This window comes from Micromonospora sp. NPDC049645, from assembly GCF_040675155.1.
Taxonomy (GTDB): Bacteria; Actinomycetota; Actinomycetes; order Mycobacteriales; family Micromonosporaceae; genus Micromonospora.
The window spans coordinates 127,190-150,127 of sequence record NZ_JBFAOI010000001.1 but is presented as its reverse complement, the minus strand read 5'-3'; the positions used below and the strand labels follow the sequence as shown (position 1 = coordinate 150,127).

The 22,938-nt window shown below is 69.4% G+C and carries 19 protein-coding genes; 10 read left to right on the top strand and 9 right to left on the bottom strand.

Annotated elements, in window-relative coordinates:
• Positions 1–91: 91 nt before the first annotated feature.
• Together AB0J33_RS00730 and AB0J33_RS00725 are read left to right on the top strand one after the other, a co-directional pair.
• On the top strand, positions 92–1,549 hold the full coding sequence (locus AB0J33_RS00730) for a CCA tRNA nucleotidyltransferase (protein ID WP_363608456.1): 1,458 nt from the start codon (positions 92–94) through the stop codon (positions 1,547–1,549).
• 248 nt (positions 1,550–1,797) lie between these two features.
• Positions 1,798–3,801: a S8 family serine peptidase gene (locus AB0J33_RS00725; protein ID WP_363608454.1), complete on the top strand. Its 2,004-nt coding sequence runs from the start codon at positions 1,798–1,800 to the stop codon at positions 3,799–3,801.
• Between the two features lie 144 nt (positions 3,802–3,945).
• On the opposite strand, the gene AB0J33_RS00720 is transcribed toward AB0J33_RS00725, so the two are convergent.
• Together AB0J33_RS00720 and AB0J33_RS00715 are read right to left on the bottom strand one after the other, a co-directional pair.
• Entirely contained in the window at positions 3,946–5,496 is a 1,551-nt protein-coding gene (locus AB0J33_RS00720) for an SPFH domain-containing protein (RefSeq protein ID WP_363608452.1), read from the bottom strand.
• A 26-nt stretch (positions 5,497–5,522) separates the two neighbouring features.
• Positions 5,523–6,041 carry a hypothetical protein gene (locus tag AB0J33_RS00715; protein WP_363608450.1) on the bottom strand — a complete coding sequence of 173 codons (519 nt, stop codon included), beginning with the start codon at positions 6,039–6,041 and terminating at the stop codon, positions 5,523–5,525.
• Positions 6,042–6,132: 91 nt separating this feature from the next.
• On the opposite strand from AB0J33_RS00715, the gene AB0J33_RS00710 reads away from it, so the two are divergent.
• On the top strand, positions 6,133–6,612 hold the full coding sequence (locus AB0J33_RS00710; protein WP_363608448.1) for a methylated-DNA--[protein]-cysteine S-methyltransferase: 480 nt from the start codon (positions 6,133–6,135) through the stop codon (positions 6,610–6,612).
• Between the two features lie 79 nt (positions 6,613–6,691).
• Here AB0J33_RS00710 and AB0J33_RS00705 read toward each other — a convergent pair whose 3' ends face one another.
• Entirely contained in the window at positions 6,692–7,771 is a 1,080-nt protein-coding gene (locus AB0J33_RS00705; protein ID WP_238669615.1) for an inositol-3-phosphate synthase, read from the bottom strand.
• 23 nt (positions 7,772–7,794) lie between these two features.
• Entirely contained in the window at positions 7,795–8,433 is a 639-nt protein-coding gene (locus tag AB0J33_RS00700) for a PadR family transcriptional regulator (protein WP_030331823.1), read from the bottom strand.
• Between the two features lie 175 nt (positions 8,434–8,608).
• Between AB0J33_RS00700 and AB0J33_RS00695 the strand changes: the two genes are divergently transcribed.
• Complete coding sequence (locus AB0J33_RS00695; RefSeq protein WP_363608446.1) at positions 8,609–9,058, top strand: DUF5318 domain-containing protein; 450 nt, start codon at positions 8,609–8,611, stop codon at positions 9,056–9,058.
• A 197-nt stretch (positions 9,059–9,255) separates the two neighbouring features.
• Complete coding sequence (locus AB0J33_RS00690) at positions 9,256–12,180, top strand: transglycosylase domain-containing protein (RefSeq protein ID WP_363608444.1); 2,925 nt, start codon at positions 9,256–9,258, stop codon at positions 12,178–12,180.
• Positions 12,181–12,445: 265 nt separating this feature from the next.
• Here the strand turns inward: AB0J33_RS00690 and AB0J33_RS00685 are convergent, their stop codons facing one another.
• On the bottom strand, positions 12,446–12,967 hold the full coding sequence (locus AB0J33_RS00685; RefSeq protein WP_363608442.1) for a hypothetical protein: 522 nt from the start codon (positions 12,965–12,967) through the stop codon (positions 12,446–12,448).
• Positions 12,968–13,451: 484 nt separating this feature from the next.
• Between AB0J33_RS00685 and AB0J33_RS00680 the strand changes: the two genes are divergently transcribed.
• Entirely contained in the window at positions 13,452–14,963 is a 1,512-nt protein-coding gene (locus tag AB0J33_RS00680; protein ID WP_363608440.1) for a glycosyltransferase 87 family protein, read from the top strand.
• Between the two features lie 62 nt (positions 14,964–15,025).
• On the opposite strand, the gene AB0J33_RS00675 is transcribed toward AB0J33_RS00680, so the two are convergent.
• From AB0J33_RS00675 to AB0J33_RS00665, 3 genes are all read right to left on the bottom strand, one after another.
• A complete protein-coding gene (locus AB0J33_RS00675; RefSeq protein ID WP_363608438.1) occupies positions 15,026–15,529 on the bottom strand; it encodes a DUF2690 domain-containing protein in 504 nt (167 codons plus the stop codon).
• A gap of 192 nt (positions 15,530–15,721) precedes the next feature.
• Positions 15,722–18,052, bottom strand: a complete 2,331-nt coding sequence (locus AB0J33_RS00670; protein WP_363608436.1) for a hypothetical protein — start codon at positions 18,050–18,052, stop codon at positions 15,722–15,724.
• Positions 18,049–18,840, bottom strand: a complete 792-nt coding sequence (locus AB0J33_RS00665) for a deoxyribonuclease IV (protein ID WP_363608434.1) — start codon at positions 18,838–18,840, stop codon at positions 18,049–18,051. The genes AB0J33_RS00670 and AB0J33_RS00665 overlap by 4 nt, the downstream gene beginning before the upstream one ends.
• A gap of 629 nt (positions 18,841–19,469) precedes the next feature.
• Here AB0J33_RS00665 and rpsF point away from each other — a divergent pair.
• From rpsF to rplI, 4 genes are all read left to right on the top strand, one after another.
• Complete coding sequence (rpsF, locus tag AB0J33_RS00660) at positions 19,470–19,760, top strand: 30S ribosomal protein S6 (RefSeq protein ID WP_036391391.1); 291 nt, start codon at positions 19,470–19,472, stop codon at positions 19,758–19,760.
• Positions 19,761–19,840: 80 nt separating this feature from the next.
• Positions 19,841–20,377: a single-stranded DNA-binding protein gene (locus tag AB0J33_RS00655; protein WP_181518404.1), complete on the top strand. Its 537-nt coding sequence runs from the start codon at positions 19,841–19,843 to the stop codon at positions 20,375–20,377.
• Between the two features lie 41 nt (positions 20,378–20,418).
• Complete coding sequence (gene rpsR / locus AB0J33_RS00650) at positions 20,419–20,658, top strand: 30S ribosomal protein S18 (protein WP_013289355.1); 240 nt, start codon at positions 20,419–20,421, stop codon at positions 20,656–20,658.
• 14 nt (positions 20,659–20,672) lie between these two features.
• A complete protein-coding gene (gene rplI, locus AB0J33_RS00645) occupies positions 20,673–21,119 on the top strand; it encodes a 50S ribosomal protein L9 (RefSeq protein ID WP_088987066.1) in 447 nt (148 codons plus the stop codon).
• A gap of 111 nt (positions 21,120–21,230) precedes the next feature.
• On the opposite strand, the gene AB0J33_RS00640 is transcribed toward rplI, so the two are convergent.
• Positions 21,231–22,772: a hypothetical protein gene (locus tag AB0J33_RS00640; protein ID WP_363608430.1), complete on the bottom strand. Its 1,542-nt coding sequence runs from the start codon at positions 22,770–22,772 to the stop codon at positions 21,231–21,233.
• Positions 22,773–22,938: the final 166 nt, after the last annotated feature.

Sequence of the window (22,938 nt, the reverse complement as noted above, 5' to 3'; positions counted from 1 at the left end):
ACCCGCACGCCACAGACCATAGTCAACCCCCACCCGTTACCCCGCGCCCGGCGGATCGGATCACACCCCGGCCCGATAAGCTGGCGATCCCATGTCCGAAGCCTCCGCTCCTCACGCCGCCGACCGCCGCGAACTCACCGCCGCGCAGCGCAACGCCGTCGCCGAACTGCTCCGGGTCTCCCCGGTCGCCGACGAGTTGGGCCGCCGCTTCGTCCGCGCCGGTCACGAGTTGCACCTGGTGGGCGGTTCGGTACGGGATGCCCTGCTCGGTCGACTCGGGGACGACCTCGATTTCTGCACCGACGCGCATCCCGACGAGACCCTGCGGATCATCAAAGGCTGGGCCGAGTCGATCTGGGAGACCGGTCGGGAGTTCGGCACCATCGGCGCCCAGCGCGACGGCCTCCGGCTGGAGATCACCACGTTCCGCGCGGAGTCGTACGACCAGGTCAGCCGCAACCCGGTGGTGGTGTACGGCACCAGCCTCGACGAGGACCTGAAGCGGCGCGACTTCACGATCAACGCGATGGCGGTCAGCCTGCCCGACCACCGGTTCACCGACCCGCACGGTGGGTTGGACGACCTCTCCGCCAAGGTGATCCGTACGCCGAGCACGCCGGGTGAGTCGTTCGGCGACGACCCGCTGCGGATGTTGCGGGCCGCCCGGTTCGCCGCGCAGCTGCGTTTCGCCGTACACCCGGACGTGCACCTGGCCATGACCCGGATGGCTGCCGACCTGGACCGGATCACCGCCGAGCGCATCCGAGACGAGTTCACCAAGCTGCTCTGCGGCGCGGACCCGATCACCGGGCTGCGACTGCTTGTCGACACCGGGCTGGCCGACCGGTTCCTGCCGGAGCTGACCGGGCTGAAGCTGGAGATCGACGAGCACGCCCAGCACAAGGACGTCTACGAGCACACCCTGACGGTCGTCGAGAACGCGGTCTCCTACGAGGAGGAGGGCTGCGACTTCATTCTGCGGATGGCCGCCCTCATGCACGACGCGGGCAAGCCGGCGACGAAGGCGGTCGGGTCCGACGGCCGGGTCAGCTTCCACCATCACGAGGTGGTCGGCGCCCGGCTGACCAAGGCCCGGATGAAGGCGATGCGGTACCCGAAGGAGGTCACCGCGAAGGTGACCGCGTTGGTCGCGCTGCACCTACGCTTCTACGGGTACGGGCGGGGCGAGTGGACCGACTCGGCGGTGCGCCGCTACGTCGCCGACGCCGGTGACCTGCTGCCCCGACTGCACAAGTTGACCCGCTCGGACTGCACGACCCGTAACCGGCGTAAGGCCGCGCAGCTCGCCGCCGACTACGACGCGCTGGAGGAGCGGATCGCCCGGATCGCGGCCGAGGAGGACCTGGCGCGGGTCCGACCCGACCTGGACGGCAACGCGATCATGGAGCTGCTCGGCGTCCCGCCGGGGCCGGTGGTCGGGCGGGCGTGGAAGCACCTCAAGGAACAGCGCCTCGAGCACGGCCCGCTGGACCGCGACGCCGCCGAGGTGGAACTGCTGCGCTGGGCCCGTGAGCAGGGCCTTCGATAACCCGACACGACTCCGGCGACCACAGACTGGGATGAATCGCCATCGTTGTCCACCGAACGGATGAAGCGTCGACATTGGCGCTCATGGACGATTAGGCAACATCCCAGCGTCCGTCTTGCGCCGCCAGGTGGCGGCCTGCATCGATGTCCATCGTGGACGGGCGCTGATCTGCCTTACGGGGAGTCCATGTGAGAATCAGCCGTGGCGTGAAACACCGAACGGCTGCGGCGGGCCTTGCGCTCGCCACAGTGACCACTCTGACGTCCGTCCTCGCCGCCGCTCCGGCAATGGCCGATCCGGGTGGGGTGCAGCTGCCCTCCGCCCCGCGCACCCCGGCCGCGGCGAAGGACCAGTCGGACGCGGTGGTGCCAGGTCGCTACATCGTCCTGCTGAAGGACAGCAAGGCGACCCCCGCGCAGACCCGCTCGGCGGCGACCGCGCTGTCGAAGAGCAACGGCGGCCAGGTCCGGCAGGTCTTCACCCGCTCGGTGCGCGGTTACTCGGCCCAGATGAGCGCGACGCAGGCGAAGCGGTTGGCGACGCACGAGGACGTGGCGTCGGTGCAGCCGGTGCGGCGTTACCAGGCGAACGGTACGCAGACCAACCCACCGTCGTGGGGTCTGGACCGGCTCGACCAGGTGACGCCGGCGCTGAACAAGTCGTACACCTACCCGTCGACGTCGGCGAGCGGCGTGCACGCGTACGTCATCGACACGGGCATCAAGACCAACCACCAGGACTTCGGCGCCCGTGCCTCGTACGGCTACGACTTCATCGACAACGACGCGGTGGCCGATGACTGCGAGGGTCACGGCACGCACGTCGCCGGCACCCTCGGCGGCAGCACCTTCGGCGTCGCGAAGGACGTCAAGCTGGTGGCGGTGCGGGTGCTCGACTGCGAGGGCGGGGGTGACACCGAAGGGATCCTCGCCGGGGTCGACTGGGTGACGGCCAACGCCGTCAAGCCCGCCGTCGCCAACATGAGCCTCGGCACCATCTCCGGCCGCGACACGGTCATCGAGCAGGCGGTGGCCAACTCCATCGCCTCCGGCATCACCTACGCGGTCGCCGCTGGCAACAGCTACGACGACGCCTGCGGCTACTCGCCGAGCGCGGTGCCGGCGGCGATCACGGTGGGCGCGACCGACCGGGTCGACATGCGGGCGACCTTCTCCAACTGGGGTTCGTGCCTGGACACCTTCGCCCCCGGCGTGGGCATCACCTCGGCGGGCATCGCCAGCACCACCGCCTCCGTGCTCGGTGACGGCACCTCCATGGCGTCTCCGCACGTGGCCGGCGCCGCGGCGTTGCGGTTGGCCGCCAACCCGACGTGGAGCCCCGCCGAGGTGCGCAACGCCATCGTGACCAGCGGTGTCTCGGGCGCCGTGCTCGGCACGACCATGTCCGTGGACCGGCTGCTCTACATCGGGCCGGAGGTCACGACCCGTACCGACGTGGGCCTGCGGGCCCGGGTCAACGACCACCTGGTGTCGGCGGACTCCGCGGGCACCAAGCCGCTCATCGCCCGCGGCGAGGTCCTGGGCGCGTGGGAGAAGTTCGACATCGTTTCCGCCGGTACCGGTCTGGTCGCACTCAAGGCCAAGGTCAACGGCAAGTACGTCAGCGCGAACGGCGCGGGCGCCCAGCCGCTGATCGCCGGTGCCGCGAACATCGGGACCTGGGAGAAGTTCCAGCTGACCAACAACACCGACGGCAGCGTCAGCCTCAAGGCACAGATCAACGGCAAGTACGTCAGCGCGATGGCCGACGGTTCCCAGCCGCTGCTCGCCGCCGCCACGACCATCGGGTCCCTGGAGAAGTTCGACCTGGAGGCGCCGAACCCGGTGATCAGCCTCAAGGCGTCGGCGAACGGCAAGTTCGTCACCGCGGAGAGCGCGGGCACCAAGCCGCTGATCGCCCGTGGCACGGCGGTCAGCACCTGGGAGAAGTACGAGCTTGTCGACCTCGGCTTCCAGTACTACGCGCTGCGGACACTGGTCAACAACAAGTACGTGACCGCCGGGGTCAGCCCGCTGCTCTCCAGTAGCGGGGCGATCACCGACGCGACCATCTTCTACATCATCGACCACAACTCGGATGGCACCGTCATGTTCGGTACGTACACCTACGACATGGCCGTGACCGCCGAGAGCGCCGGTACCAAGCCGCTCATCGCGAACCGGTACATCGACTGGTACAGCCCCACCTACGGGCTCGGGGCCTGGGAGAACTTCACCATCGGGCTGGCCTGACCGGCACCCCGTTCGACCGACGCCGGTCGGTCCGCTGAACCCAGCGGGCCGGCCGGCGTTCGGCTGACCGCACCCCGGGGCCGACACGTGGCGCCGCCGAACCGTCCGGCTCGGCGGCGCCACTGTCGATGAGGGAAAGTGTGGTCAGCGGGCGCTCGGGACGACAGCCGTACCCGTCGGCGGCGTGTCGCCCCGCGTCGCCGGATCGGCGGCGCGAACGGTGCGGGCTTCGGCACCGCCGGCACCGAGCCGGGCGAGCAGCGCGGGCAGGTCGATCCCGGTCAGATCGCTGCCGAGCTGGAGCCCCTGGGCCACGTTGCCGGCCACCGACTTCGTCAGCGACGAAGCGCCGTCGGTGGAGATGACAGTCATCTTGTCGATCGCCCCGATCGGCGCGCTGGCCGCCTGCACCACCTGCGGCAGCACCTTGACCAGCAGGTCCAGCACCGCCGCCTCCCCGTACGCGGCGAACGCCTCCGCCTTGCGCGCCATCGCGTCGGCCTCGGCCTCACCCTTGGCCAGGATGGCCGCCGCCTCGGCCTGGCCCTCCCGTTCCACCGCCTCGGCGATGGCGGAGCGTCGGCGCTGCTCGGCCTCGCCCTCCTTGGCACCCTCGATCGCGTTCGCCTCGGCGAGCGCGGCACGTCGGGCCCGCTCACCCTCACCGGTGAGTCGGGCCTGCTCGGCGGAGGCCTGTGCGGCGGCGATGACCGACTGCCGCTGGGCGTCCGCGTGCAGCACCGCCGCGTTGCGGGACGCCTCAGCCTCCTGCTCCACCTTGTACCGGGCCGCGTCCGCGGGCTTGCGGACCTCGGTGTCGAGTTGGCGCTGCTTGAGTTCGGCGTTGCGCTCGGCGACCTTCTGCTGTTCGGAGAGGATCGCCTGGTCCCGTTCGGCCTGGGCGAGCGGGCCGGCGGCGGCGGACTTCGCCTTGGCCGCGTCGATCTCGGCCTGGATGCCGGCCTGCTTGAGGGCGAGATTCCGGTTCGCCTCCGCGATGGCCTCCTCGGCGAGCAGCCGCTCCTGTTCGGCCTGCTGCCGGGCGCGGGCCTCGGCGATGGCCGCGTCCTTGAGCACCCGGGCGGCCTCGGGTCGGCCCAGATCCTGCAGGTAGGACCCTTCGGCGAGGATGTCCTGGAGCTGGAAGGTGTCCAGCACCAGCCCCTGGTTGGTCATCGAGTGCTCGGCCTCCTCGGCCACCGCACTGGCGAACGCCGCCCGGTCCCGGATGACCTCCTCGACGGTGAGCCGGCCGACGATCGAGCGCAGCGCCCCGGCGAGCACCTCCCGGGTGAAGTTGTCGATCTCGTCCTGCTGGTGCAGGAACCGCTGCGCGGCGGCCCGGATCGCGTCCTCGGTGCCGCCTACCTTGACGATCGCCACACCGTGCAGGTCGGCGCGGATGCCCTGTTTGCTCACCGCGCCCCGGATGCCGACGTCGATCCGCCGGCTGGACAGGTCGAGCGACTGGAGTTTCTGCACCACCGGCAGCACGAAGACGGACGCGCCCAGCACGACCTTCTGCCCGGAGTTGTCGGTCGACCGCCCGCCGTCGGCGGTCTGCGTGGTGCGGCCCTTGCGGCCGGTGACGATGAACGCCTCGTTCGGTCCGGCGACCTTGATCCGGGAGAGCACGAAGAGCACCAGGACGAGCGCGAGGAGGACCGCGCCACCGATGGCGATTAACAGGGCCATATGGGATTCCCGTCTAGAGGGGGGAGTCAGTAGGTTTCGACGTGCACGCTGGTCTCGCTGAGCGCCTGCACGACGAAGACCTGGGCGCCGACCGGTATCGGCTGGTCCGCGCGGGCGCTGAGCTTGACCGGTTGGCCGGCGAGGCGTACCCGGACCTCGCCGTAACCGTCGACCGGCACCGGGGTGACGACCAGGCCGAGCGCCCCGACCAGGTCGTCGCGGGTGGGGGTGGGGTCGGTGCGCATGTTCCGCGCCGCCCGGCTCAGCCGGGCGGCCAACCAGGCGGTGGGCACGGCCGCGAGCACCCCACCGGCCGCCGCCCCGACGATCATGCCCGGGGTACGCGCGCCGAGCAGCTCGTTGACGATGGCCGCGCCGAACCCGAACGCGCCGGCGAAACCGGCGACCGTCTCGACCGAGATCGGCCCGTCCACGGTGTGCCCGAACTGGAACAGCTCGGTGCCGAGCAGGGCGAGCGCGAGTACGCCGATGCCCGCCCCACCGATGATCAGAAAGATGAGCGTCCCCGTTGCCACGACCTGCACGGTATCGACGCTGCGCAACGCGCCTCGGCCTCGCGGAACAGGGCAGGGCCGGGGTCGGCCGGCAGGGGCGGGCGTCGGGGACAATGGGGGGATGCGCTGGACCGTGCTCGACGCACCGATCGGTGAGTTCTCCGTCGCGACCGACGGCACGAGCGTCTGCGGCGCGCACTTCGGCCGGGTCGACGGGGCGGTCGACGAGCCCGACCACGCGCTGTCCCGGCAGGCCGTCGCCGAGCTGCGGGCGTACTTCGCCGGTGAGCTGACCGGCTTCACCGTGCCGGTGGTGATCCCGCGTGGCTCGGATTTCGAACGGGCCGTGTGGCGGGAGATGACCCTGATCCCCTACGGCGAGACGCTCACCTACGGCGAGGTGGCACGTCGGGTCGGCGATTCCGGGGCGGCTCGGGCGGTCGGCGTGGCCTGCAACCGCAACCCCGTTCCGGTCATCGTGCCGTGCCACCGCATCGTCGGCGCGGGTGGGCGACTGGTCGGCTTCGGGGGTGGCCTGCCGCGCAAGGTGCACCTGCTCGAGTTGGAGGCCCGGGTGGCCCTGCAACAGGCGTGGTCCTGACCGGATGGCGAGGCACTGAACGCGGCGGGGGCCGGGTCCGTTCGGACCCGGCCCCCGGCCGTGCTTGCCGCTCAGCGGGTCAGCGGGTGACCTCGCCGGCGATGAACTCCTCGACAGCCTGGTGGGCGTCGTGGTCGGCGTACTGCACCGGCGGGGACTTCATGAAGTACGACGAGGCCGACAGGATCGGGCCGCCGATCTTCCGGTCCAGCGCGATCTTCGCGGCGCGGACGGCGTCGATGATCACGCCAGCCGAGTTCGGAGAGTCCCACACCTCGAGCTTGAGCTCGGCGTTGAGCGGGGTGTCACCGAACGAACGACCCTCCAGGCGGATGTACGCCCACTTGCGGTCGTCCAGCCACGGCACGTGGTCCGACGGGCCGATGTGCACGTCGCTCTTGCTCATCTCGTGCGGGATCTGCGAGGTGACCGACTGGGTCTTCGAGATCTTCTTCGAGACCAGCCGCTTGCGCTCCAGCATGTTCATGAAGTCCATGTTGCCGCCGAAGTTGAGCTGGTACGTGCGCAGCAGCTCGACGCCGCGGTCCTCGAAGAGCTTCGCGAGGGCGCGGTGCACGATGGTGGCGCCGACCTGGCTCTTGATGTCGTCGCCGACGATCGGCAGGCCGGCGTCGGTGAACTTCTGGGCCCACTCGGGGTCGGACGCGATGAAGACCGGCAGGGCGTTGACGAACGCGCAGCCGGCGTCGATCGCGGCCTGGGCGTAGAACTTGGCGGCCTGCTCGGAGCCGACCGGGAGGTAGCAGACGACGACGTCGACCTGCGCGTCGCGCAGCGCCTGCGCCACGTCGACCGGGGTGGCGTCGGACTCCTCGACGATCTCGCGGTAGTACTGGCCCAGACCGTCGAAGGTCGGACCGCGCTGCACGCTGACGCCGGTCGGCGGCACGTCGCAGAGCTTGATGGTGTTGTTCTCGCTGGCGACGATCGCCTCCGCGAGGTCCATGCCCACCTTCTTGGCGTCCACGTCGAATGCCGCGACGAACTCCACGGCGTTGACGTGGTAGTCGCCGAAGGCGACGTGCATGAGACCCGGGACGCGGTCGTTCGGGTTGGCGTTCCGGTAGTACTCGACGCCCTGAACCAGGGACGAGGCGCAGTTACCCACACCGACGATGGCGACGCGGACGGAGCCCATAGCGTCTGCCTCCTTCTTTTCTGTCACGGCCGCTCATTCCTGGTCTCTCCAGGCGGAGGCGGGCTGTTGTCTTCTCGTCGGCCGCCGGCTGTCCCGATGTTCGGGACCGTCGGGGCTCGGCCGGAGCGCTCGTTGGCGATGAGCTCCTCCAGCCAGCGGACCTCGCGCTCACAGGCATCAAGACCGTGGCGCTGCAGTTCCAGCGTGTAAGCGTCGAGGCGCTCGGCCGCCCGGCCCAGCACGTCGCGAAGCCCTTCGCGACGCTCCTCGATCTTGCGGCGGCGACCCTCCAGAATGCGCAGTCGGGTCGCCTGGTCGGTCCGGGCGAAGAACGCGAAGTGCACCCCGAAGCCCGTGTCGTCGTACGTCTCGGGCCCGGCCTGTGCGATCAGCTGGGCGAAGCGTTCCTTGCCTTCCGCGGTGATTTTGTAGACCACCCGACCTCGTCGGCTGGTCAGCGCGGGAACCTCCTCGGCAGTGGCGGGTGTCTCAGCAGCTTCGGTGATCCAACCCGCCGCCTGCAGCCTGCGTAACGTCGGGTAGAGCGAGCCGTAGCTGATTGCCGCCCGGATCGCGCCGAGTTTGGCGGTCAGCTCCTTGCGCAGCTCGTAGCCGTGCATCGGAGACTCCTGCAGGAGGCCGAGGATGGCGAACTCGAGCACTGGCCACCCTCTCTTTACCCTCCGGCGTGGAGTGGTAACCGCCGCGATGTATCGGACCGATACATCGCACGTTAGCGGTTCACGCGAGTCAGGGCAAACCCCCGTTCCGGGGTGGCGTCGTTACGGATTGTGAGCATGGTCGCCTGCTCGGGCTGGACCGCGTACCCTTCTCCGCATGCGTACGCAGCGCCAGGTCGTCGACTACTCGCTTCAGAAGCGAGCAGTGCTGCGTGAGCTCCTGGCCGGGCGAGTCGGCACGTACGACGTCTGTGACGCGTCGCCGTACCTGAAGAACGCCGCTCGGTTCCACGGCGAGCCGACTGACCGGCGCTGCCCGATCTGCCGCAGCGAAAACCTGACCCTCGTCCACTACATTTACGGCGACGAACTCAAGCAGTCCGCCGGGCAGGCCCGGACACTCACCGAGCTGCCCGTGCTGGCGATGACGCTGCGTGAGTTCCAGGTCTTCGTGGTGGAGGTGTGCCTCGGGTGTGACTGGAACCATCTCGTCGAGCAGTACCTGCTCGGCCGGGACGGCCTGACCGGTGACAGCGACGGCGCCAGCGAGCAGGACGCGGCGGGCGCCGAGGGCGCCGGGCGGCGGAGGCGAGAGGCGCAACGGTGATCTCAGCTGGTTGGACCGGCCCCGGGGCCGTAGACGAAACCCGGGACGGTCGACCGGTTATTGGTCCGATTGGACCGATTGATACGGCAATGACCCCGGTCGCCAGGCACCCCCGTGCCGGTGTCCGGGGTGAAGCAACTCACGGCAACCCGGTGGCGGCGCAGTCGCGCCCCACCGCGACCGGCAGGGTGTGAGGAATGAACTCGTACGGCGATCCCAGTTCTGCGCGCGGACGGGCCCAGTACCCGGGTCCGGACGGTGACCCCGGACCGGGCGCGGACGACGCGTACCGCCGACCTCGCGGTGACTCCGGCGGGAGCGGCTGGTCTGCCTCGGAGGGCGGCGCGGCGACCCCGGGCCGAGCCTCGGTGACCCCGCGAGCCGCCGGCGGCCGCGCCACGGTCGGTGGCTCGGCCTCGGTGCCGCCACGCGGCGGCGCGGCGGCCGGGTCCGCCTCGGTGGGTTCGGCATCCCCGGGCCGGCCCGGTCGGGCCTCGGTGCCGGTGTCGCCGGCACCGGGAGTGGCCGCTGGCCGAGCCGGCGCGGGTCGGGCCTCGGTGCCCGTGTCCCCGGCGCCCGGCGCGCCGGCGGGTAGGGCAGTGGTCGGTGCCGCCGCCGTCGGCGCGGCCTCGGTCGGCTCCGCCTCCGCGGGGCGGGCCAGCGTCGGCTCCGCCTCGGTCGGTGGTCGCGCTGCGGTCGCCCGAGCGAGCGTCTCACCGGTCTCCGGTGGCCCCGGTGGTCCGGGCGGGCCGGGCGGCCCCAACGGCCCCGGTCGGGGCGGTCGTGGTCCGGGTGACTCGGGCGCGGCGGGGCGGGCGAAGAAGCGCAAGCGGATGAACCTGCTGATCGCCGGGTTCGCGGTCTTCATCATGCTCGCCGGCCTCGGTGTGGTGACCTTCACCTACTACTCGACAAGCGTGGTACTCCCGGACGAGATCACCCCGCCGCAGGCGACCACCCTGTACGCCTTCGACAACAAGACGATCATCGCGAAGGTGGGCGATCAGAACCGCACCCTGGTCACCATCGACCAGATCCCGGAGTGGGTACAGAACGCGGTGGCCGCGGCCGAGGATCGGAACTTCTACCGACACTCGGGTGTGGACTACAAAGGCATCGCCCGCGCCGGTTGGAACAACCTCTCCGGCGGTGACAAGCAGGGTGCCTCCACCATCACCCAGCAGTACGCGCGCAACGCCTACGACAACCTCAAGGACGACACCTACGCCCGGAAGGTGAAGGAGGCGATCTTCGCCTCCAAGCTCAACGACGAGTACACGAAGCCGCAGATCATGCAGCACTACCTCAACGTGATCTACTTCGGCCGCGGCGCCTACGGCATCGAAGCGGCGGCGCAGACCTACTTCGGCAAGTCGGTGAGCAAGCTCGAGCCGGCCGAGGGAGCGGTGCTCGCGGCCCTGATCAAGCAGCCGGAGCCGAGCTCCACCCACCAGGGGTACGACCCGGCGATCAATCCGACCGCGGCCCAGGATCGCTGGAACTACGTGATCGACGGGATGGTCAAGGAGGGCTGGCTCGGTGTGCCCGGCAAGAAGGAACGGCCTACCGAGTACCCGACGAAGACCCTGAAGGCCCCGAAGAAGGGCGGCATCGGCGTCGACTTCGGCGTCGACACGCCGTACGGCAACGTCATCAACTACGTCCGGGAAGAGATGCGGGACAGGGGCATCTGCGTCGAGAAGGACGAGCAGGTGACGGACGCCAAGCCGCTGTGCTCGCAGGCGCTGATGGCCGGCGGTTACCGGATCCGCACGACCGTCGACAAGACGATCCAACAGGCGGCGGTCGAAACCGCTCAGCGAAAGTCCAAGGGCTCCGAGTTGGCTGGCCAGCCGTCCAACCTGATGGCCGCGGTCGTCTCGATCGACCCGACGAACGGTCGAGTGCTCGCGTACTACGGTGGCGACAACGGCACCGGCACCGACTACGCCGGCAAGAACACCGACTCCACCGGAGCGATCAGCGGCGGTCACTCACCAGGCTCCAGCTTCAAGATTTACACCTTGGCGGCAGCGCTCAAGGAGAAGAAGGCGCTCGAATCTCGGTGGAAGGGCAAGGCATTCACGCCGGAAGGCACCGAGTTCAAGGTCAGCAACGCGGGCGACGACAACCCCGACTGCGGTAACTCCTGCACGCTCCGGGTGTCCACGCTCAAGTCCTTGAACGTGCCGTTCTACTACGTCACCGAGGAGATCGGCGCAGACAAGGTCGTGGACATGGCCAAGCAGGCGGGCGTGACCACCATGTGGCGCACGGACACCAACCCGGCGAAGGCCTACGACCTCACCAAGACCGACCCGAAGGACATCACGCCGGAGCCGTTCTTCAACGTGGTCGGCTACGGCCAGTACCCGATCACGGTGCTGGACCACGCCAACGGCGTCGCCACGTTCGCCAACGGGGGCGTCTACAACAAGGCCCACTTCCTGTACTCGGTGGAGAAGCAGAACCCGAACACCGGTAAGTGGGACAAGGTCTACAGCGAGAAACTCGATTCGAAGCGGAGAATCGACAAGAACGTGGTGGACGACGTGACGTCGGTGCTGAAGGATTATCCGGCCGCCGTCAACCACCGGCTCGACGACGGCCGCAAGGCAGCCTCGAAGACCGGCACCTGGGAACTCAAGGGCGGCAGCGAGGACAACGGCGACGCCTGGATGATCGGTTACACGCCACAGCTGGCCACCGCGGTCTGGGTGGGCAACGTGAATGCCCGCAAGCCACTCATCCTCAAGGACAAGCGAAAGGTCAGTGGTGGCAACCTCCCGGGCGACATCTGGGAGCGGTTCATGAACGAGGCGCTGAAGGGCAAGCCCAAGCTCGACTTCCCGCCGGCGGCGAACATCGGCGATCCCGACTCCGGGAACGGTGAGAAGCCCCCGCCGCCTCCGCCGCCTACGCCGCCGGTCTTCCCGGGTCAGCCGAATCAGCCGGGCCAGCCCAACGCGCCCTGTAACCCGCTGACCGACCCGTTCTGCCCGCGTACCGACGGCAACAACCCGGGCGGCAACAACCAGAACAACCCCGGCGGCCCCGGCGGCCCCGGGGCAGGTGGTGGTGGCGGCGGGGTGCTGCCCGGCCTGCCCCCCAACCGGGACTGACCCGCACCAGCGCACGACCACGCCGCCGCCGGCCGGACGACCTGTCCCGGCCGGCGGCGCGTTCGTACCCGCACGGTGCGCTCGTCCCGCGAGACGGACCTGAAGCGCGTCATACGACACCTGGCCGGGCAGCTCGGCGTGCCTCTGCAACGAGAAAGTGCCCTCCGTCGCGGAGTGATGTGACCTTCAAAAGGTTCCATCATCCGCCACAGAGGGCACTTCACGTTCGAGACCTACTACAACCAGCCCTTATGACAGGGCGAGGTTAGGGCATTTGCGACACGCCAGTCTGCCGGCAACGCTGCCAGCCCGAGCTGCTGGAATTGTTGTAGTAAAGATCGATGCACATCTGTCCGATCCCGCTGGTTCCGGACGTTTGGCCGCCCCAGAAGTACGTCGACACTCCGGCGCTCCGGTTCGTGAGTGCGTTGGTGCAGTCCCTCGTCACCTTGGGAGTCGTCCAAGTGCTGACAAAGTTGATCGTGACGTACGCCGTCACCTTGCAGCCGGTCGCCGAAGTGGCGTTAGGTCCAATTTTGATGTATCCGCTGTGCTGGATCGTGTTCGACGACGGGCCGGCAACCCAATCAATATAATTACACCCGCCGATGGCGGTGAGATAATCTGCGGCTGCGAACTCCTGACACGCCGAGTAGGTTTCCGGGTGGGGGTCCATTTTCGACGCGGCGCTGGCAGGCGCCGAACTGGTGGCTACCACGCTTGCGATTACCAGGAGAAACGCAAATAGCTGCATCGTGGCAGCAGCGTAAAGCCGTTTCGGTTTCATTAAATCTCCATTCCCCCGCGGGCGTCGGCTTTCTGCCGAACTTCCCAAGTATGTGGCGGGTAATTCAGCACGTCAACACCAGCTGATTCTCTCTGCCTGAGCCTGGAAAAGCGGTTGGCAGGCTGATCAGGCAATGTTGGATACCTTCAACCTGGAAGACGTGCAAAATTGGTCAACCCGAAATGACCTGTTCATGGCCTGGGTCGGCTAGCCGCGAGTCGTCGGAAGAAGACCCGTGGCGACGTGAATGGATATGGTTTATGGGCGTTGGATGGGACGATTGTTCATGCCTTTGGTCGACCTGCGAGTCGAAATACCCGTAGCCCGAGTCGCTCGGCGTATTCCAGGTGCCAGACCCAAGCCCGGACCTTGGCACCGGCCCTGCCCCCGGGCCAGCCCGGCGGGGATGTTGGCTGTGTGGACTGTTCGACGGCACGCCGAGGTAGCTCGTCGCCGACCCTGTCGTACGGCAGGATGCTGTCCCATGAGTACCCAGTCGACGCCCGGCATCGACGACGCCGGAACCACCGATCACCCGTCCCGCTCCGACGGGTTCGTCCGGGGCCTCTCCAGCGTCATCGGCGGCCCGCTGGGCGACCACGCGACCGCACTTGACCGGCCGGCCGGTGGGGAGCGGCGCTTCTGGACCGCCGTGCGGATCGTGCTGGCGCTGGTGTGTCTCACGCTGGCGCTGCACTGGGTGCAGAAGTCGCCCTGTCAGAACGGGGCCTGGCAGAACAACGTCCAGTACACCCGGTTCTGCTACACCGACGTCCTCGCCCTCTACTACGCCGAAGGGCTCAACGAGGGCAAGGTGCCCTACCGCGACCACCCGGTCGAGTACCCGGTGCTCACCGGCTACTTCATGGGGGCGCTGGGCCTGCCGGTGCACGCCATCGGTGACGGCGACCCGAGCATCAACCAGGGCCAGTGGTTCTACAACCTCAACGCGCTGGTGCTGGGTGCGCTCGCGGTCGCCACCGTGGCGGTGATCCTGGCGTTGCGCCGTCGACGACCCTGGGACGCGGCGATGTTCGCACTCGCCCCGGCGTTGGTGCTCACCGCCACCGTCAACTGGGATCTGCTCGCCATCGGGCTGGCCGCCTTCGGCCTGTTGGCCTGGGCCCGAAGACGACCCGCGGCGGCCGGCGTACTGCTCGGGTTGGCCGGCGCGGCGAAGCTGTGGCCGCTGTTCCTGCTCGGGCCGATCCTCATCCTGGCGCTGCGCGCCGACCGGGTCCGCGCCGCGCTGATCGCCATCGGCACGGCGATCGCCGCCGTGGTGCTGGTGAACCTGCCGGCCGCGCGGGCGTACCCGGAGAACTGGGACCGATTCTTCGAACTGAACACCACCCGGCCGATCGACTGGGGCACGCTCTGGTACATCGGGCGCTATCTGGACGGCAAGGTCGGCAACGACCCCACCCGGCTCGGCCCGTTCGAGTGGCTGAACGCCAACATCCCGACCCTCAACACCCTGTCGTACGCCCTGTTCGGGCTGGCCTGCCTCGGCGTGGCCGTGCTGGCGCTACGCGCACCGCGTCGACCGCGGCTGAGTCAGCTCGCCTTCCTGGTGGTGGCGGCGTTCCTCATCTTCAGCAAGGTCTGGTCGCAGCAGTTCGTGCTCTGGCTGCTGCCACTGGTGGTGCTTGCCCGGCCGAAGTGGGGTGCGTTCCTGGCCTGGCAGATCGCCGAGGTCTGCTACTTCGTCGCCTTCTACGGAGAGTTGCTCGGTGCGGCAACCAGCCGGCCGGTCTTCCCGGAGGGGGTGTTCGTACTGGCCTCGACGCTGCGGCTGGCCACCGTGGTGGTGCTCTGCGTGCTGGTGGTCAAGGAGATCCTGCACCCGGAGCGGGACGCGGTGCGGGCCACCTACCCGGACGACCCGGACGGCGGCGTGCTCGACGGCGCACCCGACGCGCCCTGGCTCGACCGCTGGCGACCTCGACCTGCCGCCCAGGTCGAGGCGGCGCCGGCCCTGGGCCACCCGCGATAGACGCCACGGCGGCCGGAGCGTCACGCTCCGGCCGCCGTGGCGTCCCCGTCGTACGACAGACGTCAGTAGCGCGCCGTGCAGCGGAGGATGCGGCGGTTGCCGGCGTCGTAATCCGCCTCGCTGTCGTACTGGTAGAAGCACGCCCGCGCGGTCATGCCCTTGTCGTTGACCATGGCCGACCAGGAGCCCGAGGTGGACGTGTCGTCAACGGTCCGACGCAGCGTCCCGTTCGAGTTGTAGCTCTGGACCAACACCCCGGACAGCCAGCCGAAGCTGTCGGTCTGCCGCGCCCACGCGGTCCGGCAGAAGGGGCTGTAGCGCAGTTCGACGTTGGCCACGCTGTACGGGGTGATGACGTCGATGAAGCTGCACCGCATGACCTGCCCGTCGACCGTCGCGAAGTACGTGTCGGGATCCTTGCCGTCGCAGACCGAGCCACAGCCCGACGTGGCGGCCATCGCCGGCGCTTGGAACCCCATGACCATCGCGAGGCCCATCGCCAGCATCAGCAGCAGTCGGGAGTGCCACGAACGGCGGCTTGACTGGGACACCTTCGGCTTCGTCATCCGTCTCCTTTGTCGAACCGTCGACCGACCGAAGGGGCCGACGTGAACAGGCTGAGCCAGCGACGCTAGGCAGGGCGGCCATCAAACCGCCATCACGTCGGCACTCCGACGATGGAATGAACGGTGTTCCATCGTCGGAGTGCCGACCCGGGCCGAACTTTCGGTCGACCAACGGCTTCAACTACCGCGGGATCACAGGCGGTAGACGACCGCCTCGCCGATCTCCTGTCGGGTGATGCCGAGCGACTCGACCGGCGCGTTGACGGTGACCTCCCACGGTGTGCCGGCAATCTGGCCGCGCAGCAGCACCACCGTGCGGACGCCGAGCGTGCGCAGGTAGTCGACGCTGGTCTGGTCGGGGAACGACTGGCTCACCCGACGGACGTCGTCGAGCTGACGCGGAGTGAAGCCGCTACCGCCGTTGACCACGTCCGGGAACCCGCTGGTCGACCAGAGCATCACGTGCTGGTCCAGGCTCTGGTTACTGGGCAGCACCAGCAGCGGGCCCTCCGCCGCGCGCATCGCGGCCGGTTGGGTCGGCACCACCGGATGCGGCGTCGTGTTCAGGCCCTCCACGGTGACCAGCAGCAGTGGCAGCAGGGTGGCCATCCGCAGCCACGGCCCCGGCCAGGACGGGATCCGCTGCGCGGTCAACTCACGGACCCGGTCGGTGAGCGCGGTGACCGCGCCCGCCGCGAGCAGGCCGAGTAACAACGTGGTCCAGAGCATCAACCGCCCAGGGGTACGCAGCGCGCTCCAGCCCGGCACATGCTCGAAGAGCGGCACGTAGGTCACGGTGCCGTCGAAGAAACGGGTGCCCATCGCGAACGCCATCGTCACCAGCACCCCGGCGAGCAGCAGCAGTCGGTGCCGCAGCCGCCAGACCGAGAAGAACAGCCCACCCGCCGCGAGCGCGTAGAGCACGAAGCCCGGCAGCAGGGTCATCTCCGGGTGCCACGGCAGCGCCGCGCGGGCCCCCTCGTGCAGTCCACCCCAGATGCGCGACTCGGCGGGCGCCGTCACGAAGCCCGACGCCGGCGGCGAGAAGAGGCCGATGTCGGCGATGGTGCGCTCGGCATACGGGTGCAGCTCGGTCACCTTGAAGAACGGGAACGCCATCAGCAGACCCACACTGGCGAACAACACCCCGCCGAGCACGTCGGCGGCGAACAACCGGCGACCGAACGGAACGGCCTGGCCGGTGCGCAGTCGCCGGACACCGAAGAGGACGGCCGCGACCAGCACCGCGCCGGCCAGGAAGTACGCGAACGGCAGCCCGATGCCGAAGCCGAGGCTGAGTTGCCAGGCCGCCACCAGCCAACCCGCGTAGACCCAACCGTCGTGCCGGCGTTCCGGCCGGTAGCCGTGCCGCAACGACCAGCCGTGCCCGCGCGCCAACATGGCCAATGCCAGCGGGATCCCGCCGTTGGAGAGCACGTGCAGGTGCCCGGCCTGGGCCAGCAACCACGGGGCGTAGGTGTAGCTCACGCCAGCCACGGCCGCGCCGATCCGGCCGGCTCCGAGCTGCCGGGCCAACGCGTACGCCCCGAGCGTGGCGAGGGCGTGGGCCAGCACGAACATGATGTTGTAGCGCAGGATCGCGTCCTCGGGGCCGCTGCCGAGCATCCCGGCCGGGGCGTACCCGAGCAGGGTGTCGGAGAACGCGAAGCTCCACAGCTCGGGGAAGAAAGTGTTGGACTGCCACAGGCGCGCCGGATCGGCCAGCAGGATGTGCCCGGACCAGGCCATCTGCCAGGCCTGCAGGCTCGGGTCCCAGTAGTCCTGCGGAAGCGTGTAGCGCGGATAGCGCAACGTCGGCCAGGTCATCAGCACGGCCAGTGCCAACGCGCCGAGGCTGGCCAGGGTCCACTCGTGGATCAGGAACCGACCGACGGCTCGCCCTGCCCGACTGACGATGGAGGGCTTCGGCTCCGGGGCGGAGGCGAACGCCTCCCAACGTTCCGGTGTGACGGGCTTCGCCTCGCCGTCGGCCTTGTCGGGACTGTCGGCGTCGCCGGTCTTCTCGCCCTTGGCCGTGTCGCCGTCCTTGGCCGTCTTGGTCGTCGTGCCGTCGCCCCTGGTCGTGTCGCCGTCCCTGGTCGCGTCGCTGTCCTTGGTCGCGTCGCTGTCCTTGGTCGGGTCGTCGCCCTTGGTCGCGTCGCTGTCCTTGGTCGGGTCGTCGCCCTTGGTCGCGTCGCTGTCTTTGGTCGGGTCGTCGCCCTTGGTCGCGTCGCTGTCTTTGGCCGCGACGTCCCCCTTGTCGCCGTGCGGGGCCGCTTTCTTGGCCGGACCGCTCGGCGCGGCTTCGATAACGGGGCCGCCGGTCGGGGCGGGGGCGGTCGTCGCGCCATCGCCCGGCGGGGTGTGGTCCGCGGTGGTCTCGACGGAAGCCTTGGCGGGGTCGGAGCTGCGGGCCGGCTGGGCGGGCGTGCTCCCGGCGGCAGTAACGGCGGGTCGAACCTCGGCGTCCGCGCCGGTGGGGGTAGGCCGGGCGCTGCCGGTCCCGGGCTGTCCGGTCGTCATGCCGCCGGGCTTCCCGTCCCGAGCTGCTGACGGAGGAAGTCGATGTCGGCGGCCTGGCCGGGAACGCCGCCCGGCGTCTCGACGACCACCGGCGCGCCGGCCGCCCGGATCACCGCCACCACCAGCTGCGGGTCGATGGTCCCGCCGCCCAGGTTGTCGTGTCGGTCCTGGCCGGAGTTGAACGCGCCCTTGGAGTTGTTGGCGTGCACCAGGTCGATCCTCCCGGTGATCGCCTTCACCCGGTCGACCAGGCCGAGCAGCTCCTCACCGCCCGCGTAGGCGTGGCAGGTGTCCAGGCAGAAGCCGACCTCGTGGTCGCCGATGGCGTCCCAGAGTCGGGCGAGCGCGTCCAGGCGTCGGGCGCAGGCGTTGTCGCCGCCGGCGGTGTTCTCGATCAGGACCGGCACGCCGAAGCCACCGGAGTCGGCCGCGTACGCGAAGGTCTTGCGCCAGTTGTCGAAGCCGACGGCCAGGTCGTCGCCGGCGTTGACGTGCCCACCGTGGACGATCAGTCCCTTGGCGCCGATGGCGGCGGCCGCGTTGGCGTGCCCGAGCAGCAGCTTCCGGCTCGGGATCCGGATGCGGTTGTTGAGGGTGGCGACGTTGATGACGTAGGGCGCGTGCACGTAGAGGTCGACCTCGGCCGCGCGCAGCCGTTCGGCATCTTCCCGAGGCTTGGGCGCCTTCCACCCCTGTGGGTCGGAAAGGAAGAACTGCACGGTGTCGGCGGACCGGGCGGCCGCCTCCGCCAGCGGGTCGGTCGAATCGACGTGGGCTCCGATACGCATGCGAGCGAGCCTACGTCGCGACCCTGACCGGCCGGGCGACGGCCGGGGCGGTGTCGCGTCACCGGACGGACCGACGATCGTTGATGGGTTTGGACCGGCGACCAGCATCCGGTGCCGCCAGTGACGCGAGCCTCGCGCGCGGCGACCGGTGGTCGACGGCCGACAGCGAGGTCACTCCCGCCGCGCGGCCCGGCGCAGCGGGGGCGACCCCTTCGCACACCGGGTGCCGACCGATGAAGAATCTCGGAAATTTGTGCTTTTTCCCCCGACAAGGTACGAGTGCTGTTGTATCGTCAGATAACAACACGATAAAGCTCCGCGGGGCGTCTTCGGTCCAACCTCATCGGTGTGGTCGTTCCTCCCCAGGTCCCACCCAAGGAATGCGGACCGGACGCCCCGCGGCCTTGTAGACGGGGGTCCACCATCGGCCGATCGAACGGTCGGATGGTGGACCCCCGTCAGCACGTCCGGCCGCGGGCCCGACCGCCCCGGGCATGATCGTTGGGACCGGGTATCCTGGTCAGGTTGTCCGCGTCCGGCCGGGTTCCCTCGGCGCGTGCGGGCAGCGACACAAGACCTCCTGCCACGGAAGGACCGTGGCCGCTTAGCCCACAGGAGGTGAGCACGTCTTGCGTCACTACGAACTAATGGTCATCCTCGATTCCAGCCTCGAGGAGCGCACCGTCGCACCGTCGCTCGACACGTACCTGAACGTGATTCGGACCGCGGGTGGCTCGGTTGAGAAGACCGACGTGTGGGGCCGCCGGCGCCTCGCGTACGAGATCAACAAGAAGGCCGAAGGCATCTACGCCGTCATCGACCTGCAGGCCACGCCTGCTGCGGTGGCCGAGCTGGACCGTCAGCTCCGGCTCAACGAGTCCGTGCTGCGCACCAAGGTCATCCGACCGGAAATGCGCTAAAGCATCCAACCCCGGTTCGTCCGGATCAGCCTCCGCGACTCTGTCGTACGGCTCTGCGAGCCTTTACGACGAGACGCTGAGTGCGCGAGGAGATGGTCATGGCAGGAGACACCACCATCACGGTCATCGGCAATCTGACCGATGACCCCGAGTTGCGGTTCACCCCCTCCGGGGCTGCGGTCGCCAAGTTCCGAGTCGCTTCGACGCCCCGTTTCATGGATAAGGCGTCGAACGAATGGAAGGACGGCGAGCCGCTGTTCCTCGCATGCACCGTGTGGCGGCAGGCCGCCGAGCACGTCGCCGAGTCGCTGCAGCGTGGCGCTCGGGTGATCGTGTCGGGCCGGCTGCGTCAGCGGTCCTACGAGACCCGCGAGGGTGAGAAGCGCACTGTCATCGAGCTCGAGGTCGACGAGATCGGCCCGTCGCTGCGCTACGCCACGGCGAAGGTGCAGAAAATGTCCCGCTCCGGCGGCGGTGGCGGCGGCTTCGGTGGCGGCGGTGGCGGTGGCAACCAGGGTGGCGGCGGAGGCAACTTCGACGACCCCTGGGCTTCGGCTGCTCCCTCTCCCGCGCGTGCCGGTTCGGGCGCCAATTTTGACGAGGAGCCACCGTTCTAATGGCGCCGAGCGCCCGCGATCGCAAACCAGGAGCACGTGCAATGGCCAAGGCTGCGGCACTTCGCAAGCCGAAGAAGAAGGTGAACCCGCTCGACAAGGACGGGATCACCTATATCGATTACAAGGACACCGCGCTGCTGCGCAAGTTCATCTCCGATCGCGGCAAGATCCGCGCTCGTCGGGTGACCGGCGTGACCTCGCAGCAGCAGCGGCAGATCGCCCGTGCGGTCAAGAACGCCCGTGAGATGGCGCTCCTGCCGTACACGGCCACCACCCGCTGAGAGGAGGCACCGATATGAAGATCATCCTGACTCAGGAAGTGTCCGGCCTCGGTGCCCCGGGCGACATCGTCGAGGTCAAGAACGGCTACGGCCGTAACTACCTGCTGCCGCAGGGCTTCGCGATCGCCTGGACCAAGGGCGCGGAAAAGCAGGTCACGGTCATCAAGCGGGCCCGCTCGGCCCGGGAGATCCGCGACCTCGACCACGCCAACGAGGTCAAGGCTCAGCTCGAGGGTCTCAAGGTCAACCTGAAGGTCCGCGCCGGCGACGGCGGACGGCTCTTCGGCTCGGTCACCCCGGCCGAGATCGTGGACGCCGTCAAGGCGGCCAGCGGCCCGGTCCTCGACCGGCGTCGGCTGGAGGTGCCCGGTCACATCAAGTCGACCGGCAGCTACCCGGTGAAGATCAAGCTGCACCCCGAGGTGACCGCGTCGTTCAACCTGAACGTCGTTCAGGGCTGACGTCCGCACACATCACCACGAGGGCCCGCGCCGAGCGATCGGTGCGGGCCCTCGTGCGTACCTCGTCCAACCCGACGGTGCCCGCGCCGACCCGGCTGCCCCGAACGCCGGTCAGCCGATCGGTTGACCCGTCACCGCGCTGATCAGCACCGTGGAGAGGCCGCCGCCCACCACCGCGGCGGCGAGCGCGATGGTCGCCGAGCGCCACGTCGTACCCACCCGGCGCAGCAGCGCCGCCACCACCAGACTGCTCACCAACGCCAACCCGAAGCGCGGCGAACCGGCCAGCAGTGACTCCAACGCGCGGGACCGGGCCGAGTCGCATCCGCCCCCGCTGATGTCGGTCACACACCCGGCCGGCGCCTGGCTGTCCAACGTCAACAACCAGACGAAGATCAGCATCGCCGGCACCAGGTAGCAGGCAGCCGTGTAGATCAGTGGCCGGACGGACCCACCCGGATCCGGGTCGAGCAGGTCGTCCTCCAGACGCCGTGCCCAGGCACCCGTGGCCGCCGACTCGACCCGCCGACGCACCGACGCCGTCCCCGCCACCGGCCGCTCCGGCCGACGCCGTGGCGCACGCGCGGGTGGCTGCACCGGCGCGCTGCGCGGTCGCGGAGCGGTGTATCCCACCACCGGAGACCGGGGCGCCGACGTCGCCGGATCCGCCCACCGCGGATCGTCGTCGGCCAGCCGGGTGCCGGACCAGAATCCCCCGTCCCGGCTCGGCCACCCCTCCGCCGCCACCGAGCGGTCGGAGCGTGGCGCCAACGTACGGTCCCAGTCGTCGTCCTCGATCGCCGACCGCTCCCACTGGCCGGTGCGGTCGGACCGCTCCCAACCACCGACGCTCTCGACCGCCGACCACTGCCCGCTCAGATCCCCGCCATCCGCGCCGGCCGACGGCGGCCATGCGTGCATGCCCGAGGCGTCCCAAGGATCCACCGCGGGCGGGTACGACGGCTCGGGTTCAGCCACCGGATCCGATCCGCGGACCCACGGGTCGGCCGCCGGACGGGACCAGGACTCCTCCGCCGCCCGACGGCTGCGCCGACTGCGACGGCTCGGCTCCTCGGCCGGCGCCTGCTCGGCCGGGGCCGCCTCCAAGTCCCCGCCCGACCAGATCACCTGCGGACGACCAACGGGTGCACGGCGGGGACGCCGGTCCGAGACGGCGCCGGAGACCGGCTCGTCCTCCCCGGAATCGGCCCGTCGACGGCCCGCGTACCCCTGCTCCTGTGGCCGGTCGAGCGTCCACTCCCTGGTGTGGTCCGAGTCGGGTGCCGGGCCGATCGCGGCCTGCTCCCGCCGACCAATCTCCCGGCCCCGCCGCCGACCGGTCGACGACTCCGCGGACCACCTGCCGGCATCGGACGTCGGCCGTTCGGGCTCACGCTCGTCCTCGTCCGGTGCCGCGTGGCGACCGCCACCGTCAGCGTGCCGGACCCCCGACTCCAGCGCCCAGCGGGGCAGGTAGGCGTCGACCGGCTCGTCCTGACCGCGATCCAACGCACGCCGCCGGCTGGAGGTGCGGTAGCGCCCCTCCTCGTCGTACGGATCGACCGGAACGGACGCCGCGCGCTCACCCCACGAGGCGGTTGGCTGGCGCTCGCGCGGGCTGCCATCGCCGCGTCCCCAGTCCCGGTAACTCACGGCCGGAGTGTGACCCTTCTGAACCGAAAGCGGAATCCGCTGTCCAGGTGTAGCCGTTCGCTGGAGATAGTACGGGACGATCGTGTCACAGGCCCGACCGAAATATTCTCCTCCACAGGCTGTGAAGCACGTATCCGCAGGTCAACGACTTTCGGCCGAGAATTCC

Excerpts from the sequence above, each read along its gene's own strand:
- rplI (WP_088987066.1), top strand. The coding sequence starts at position 20,673 with ATGAAGATCATCCTGACTCAGGAAGTGTCCGGCCTCGGTGCCCCGGGC.
- AB0J33_RS00720 (WP_363608452.1), bottom strand. The coding sequence starts at position 5,496 with ATGGCCCTGTTAATCGCCATCGGTGGCGCGGTCCTCCTCGCGCTCGTC.
- AB0J33_RS00730 (WP_363608456.1), top strand. The coding sequence starts at position 92 with ATGTCCGAAGCCTCCGCTCCTCACGCCGCCGACCGCCGCGAACTCACC.
- AB0J33_RS00705 (WP_238669615.1), bottom strand. The coding sequence starts at position 7,771 with ATGGGCTCCGTCCGCGTCGCCATCGTCGGTGTGGGTAACTGCGCCTCG.
- AB0J33_RS00675 (WP_363608438.1), bottom strand. The coding sequence starts at position 15,529 with ATGACGAAGCCGAAGGTGTCCCAGTCAAGCCGCCGTTCGTGGCACTCC.
- rpsR (WP_013289355.1), top strand. The coding sequence starts at position 20,419 with ATGGCCAAGGCTGCGGCACTTCGCAAGCCGAAGAAGAAGGTGAACCCG.
- AB0J33_RS00690 (WP_363608444.1), top strand. The coding sequence starts at position 9,256 with ATGAACTCGTACGGCGATCCCAGTTCTGCGCGCGGACGGGCCCAGTAC.
- AB0J33_RS00685 (WP_363608442.1), bottom strand. The coding sequence starts at position 12,967 with ATGAAACCGAAACGGCTTTACGCTGCTGCCACGATGCAGCTATTTGCG.
- AB0J33_RS00680 (WP_363608440.1), top strand. The coding sequence starts at position 13,452 with ATGAGTACCCAGTCGACGCCCGGCATCGACGACGCCGGAACCACCGAT.
- AB0J33_RS00665 (WP_363608434.1), bottom strand. The coding sequence starts at position 18,840 with ATGCGTATCGGAGCCCACGTCGATTCGACCGACCCGCTGGCGGAGGCG.
- AB0J33_RS00670 (WP_363608436.1), bottom strand. The coding sequence starts at position 18,052 with ATGACGACCGGACAGCCCGGGACCGGCAGCGCCCGGCCTACCCCCACC.
- AB0J33_RS00710 (WP_363608448.1), top strand. The coding sequence starts at position 6,133 with ATGCGCTGGACCGTGCTCGACGCACCGATCGGTGAGTTCTCCGTCGCG.
- AB0J33_RS00695 (WP_363608446.1), top strand. The coding sequence starts at position 8,609 with ATGCGTACGCAGCGCCAGGTCGTCGACTACTCGCTTCAGAAGCGAGCA.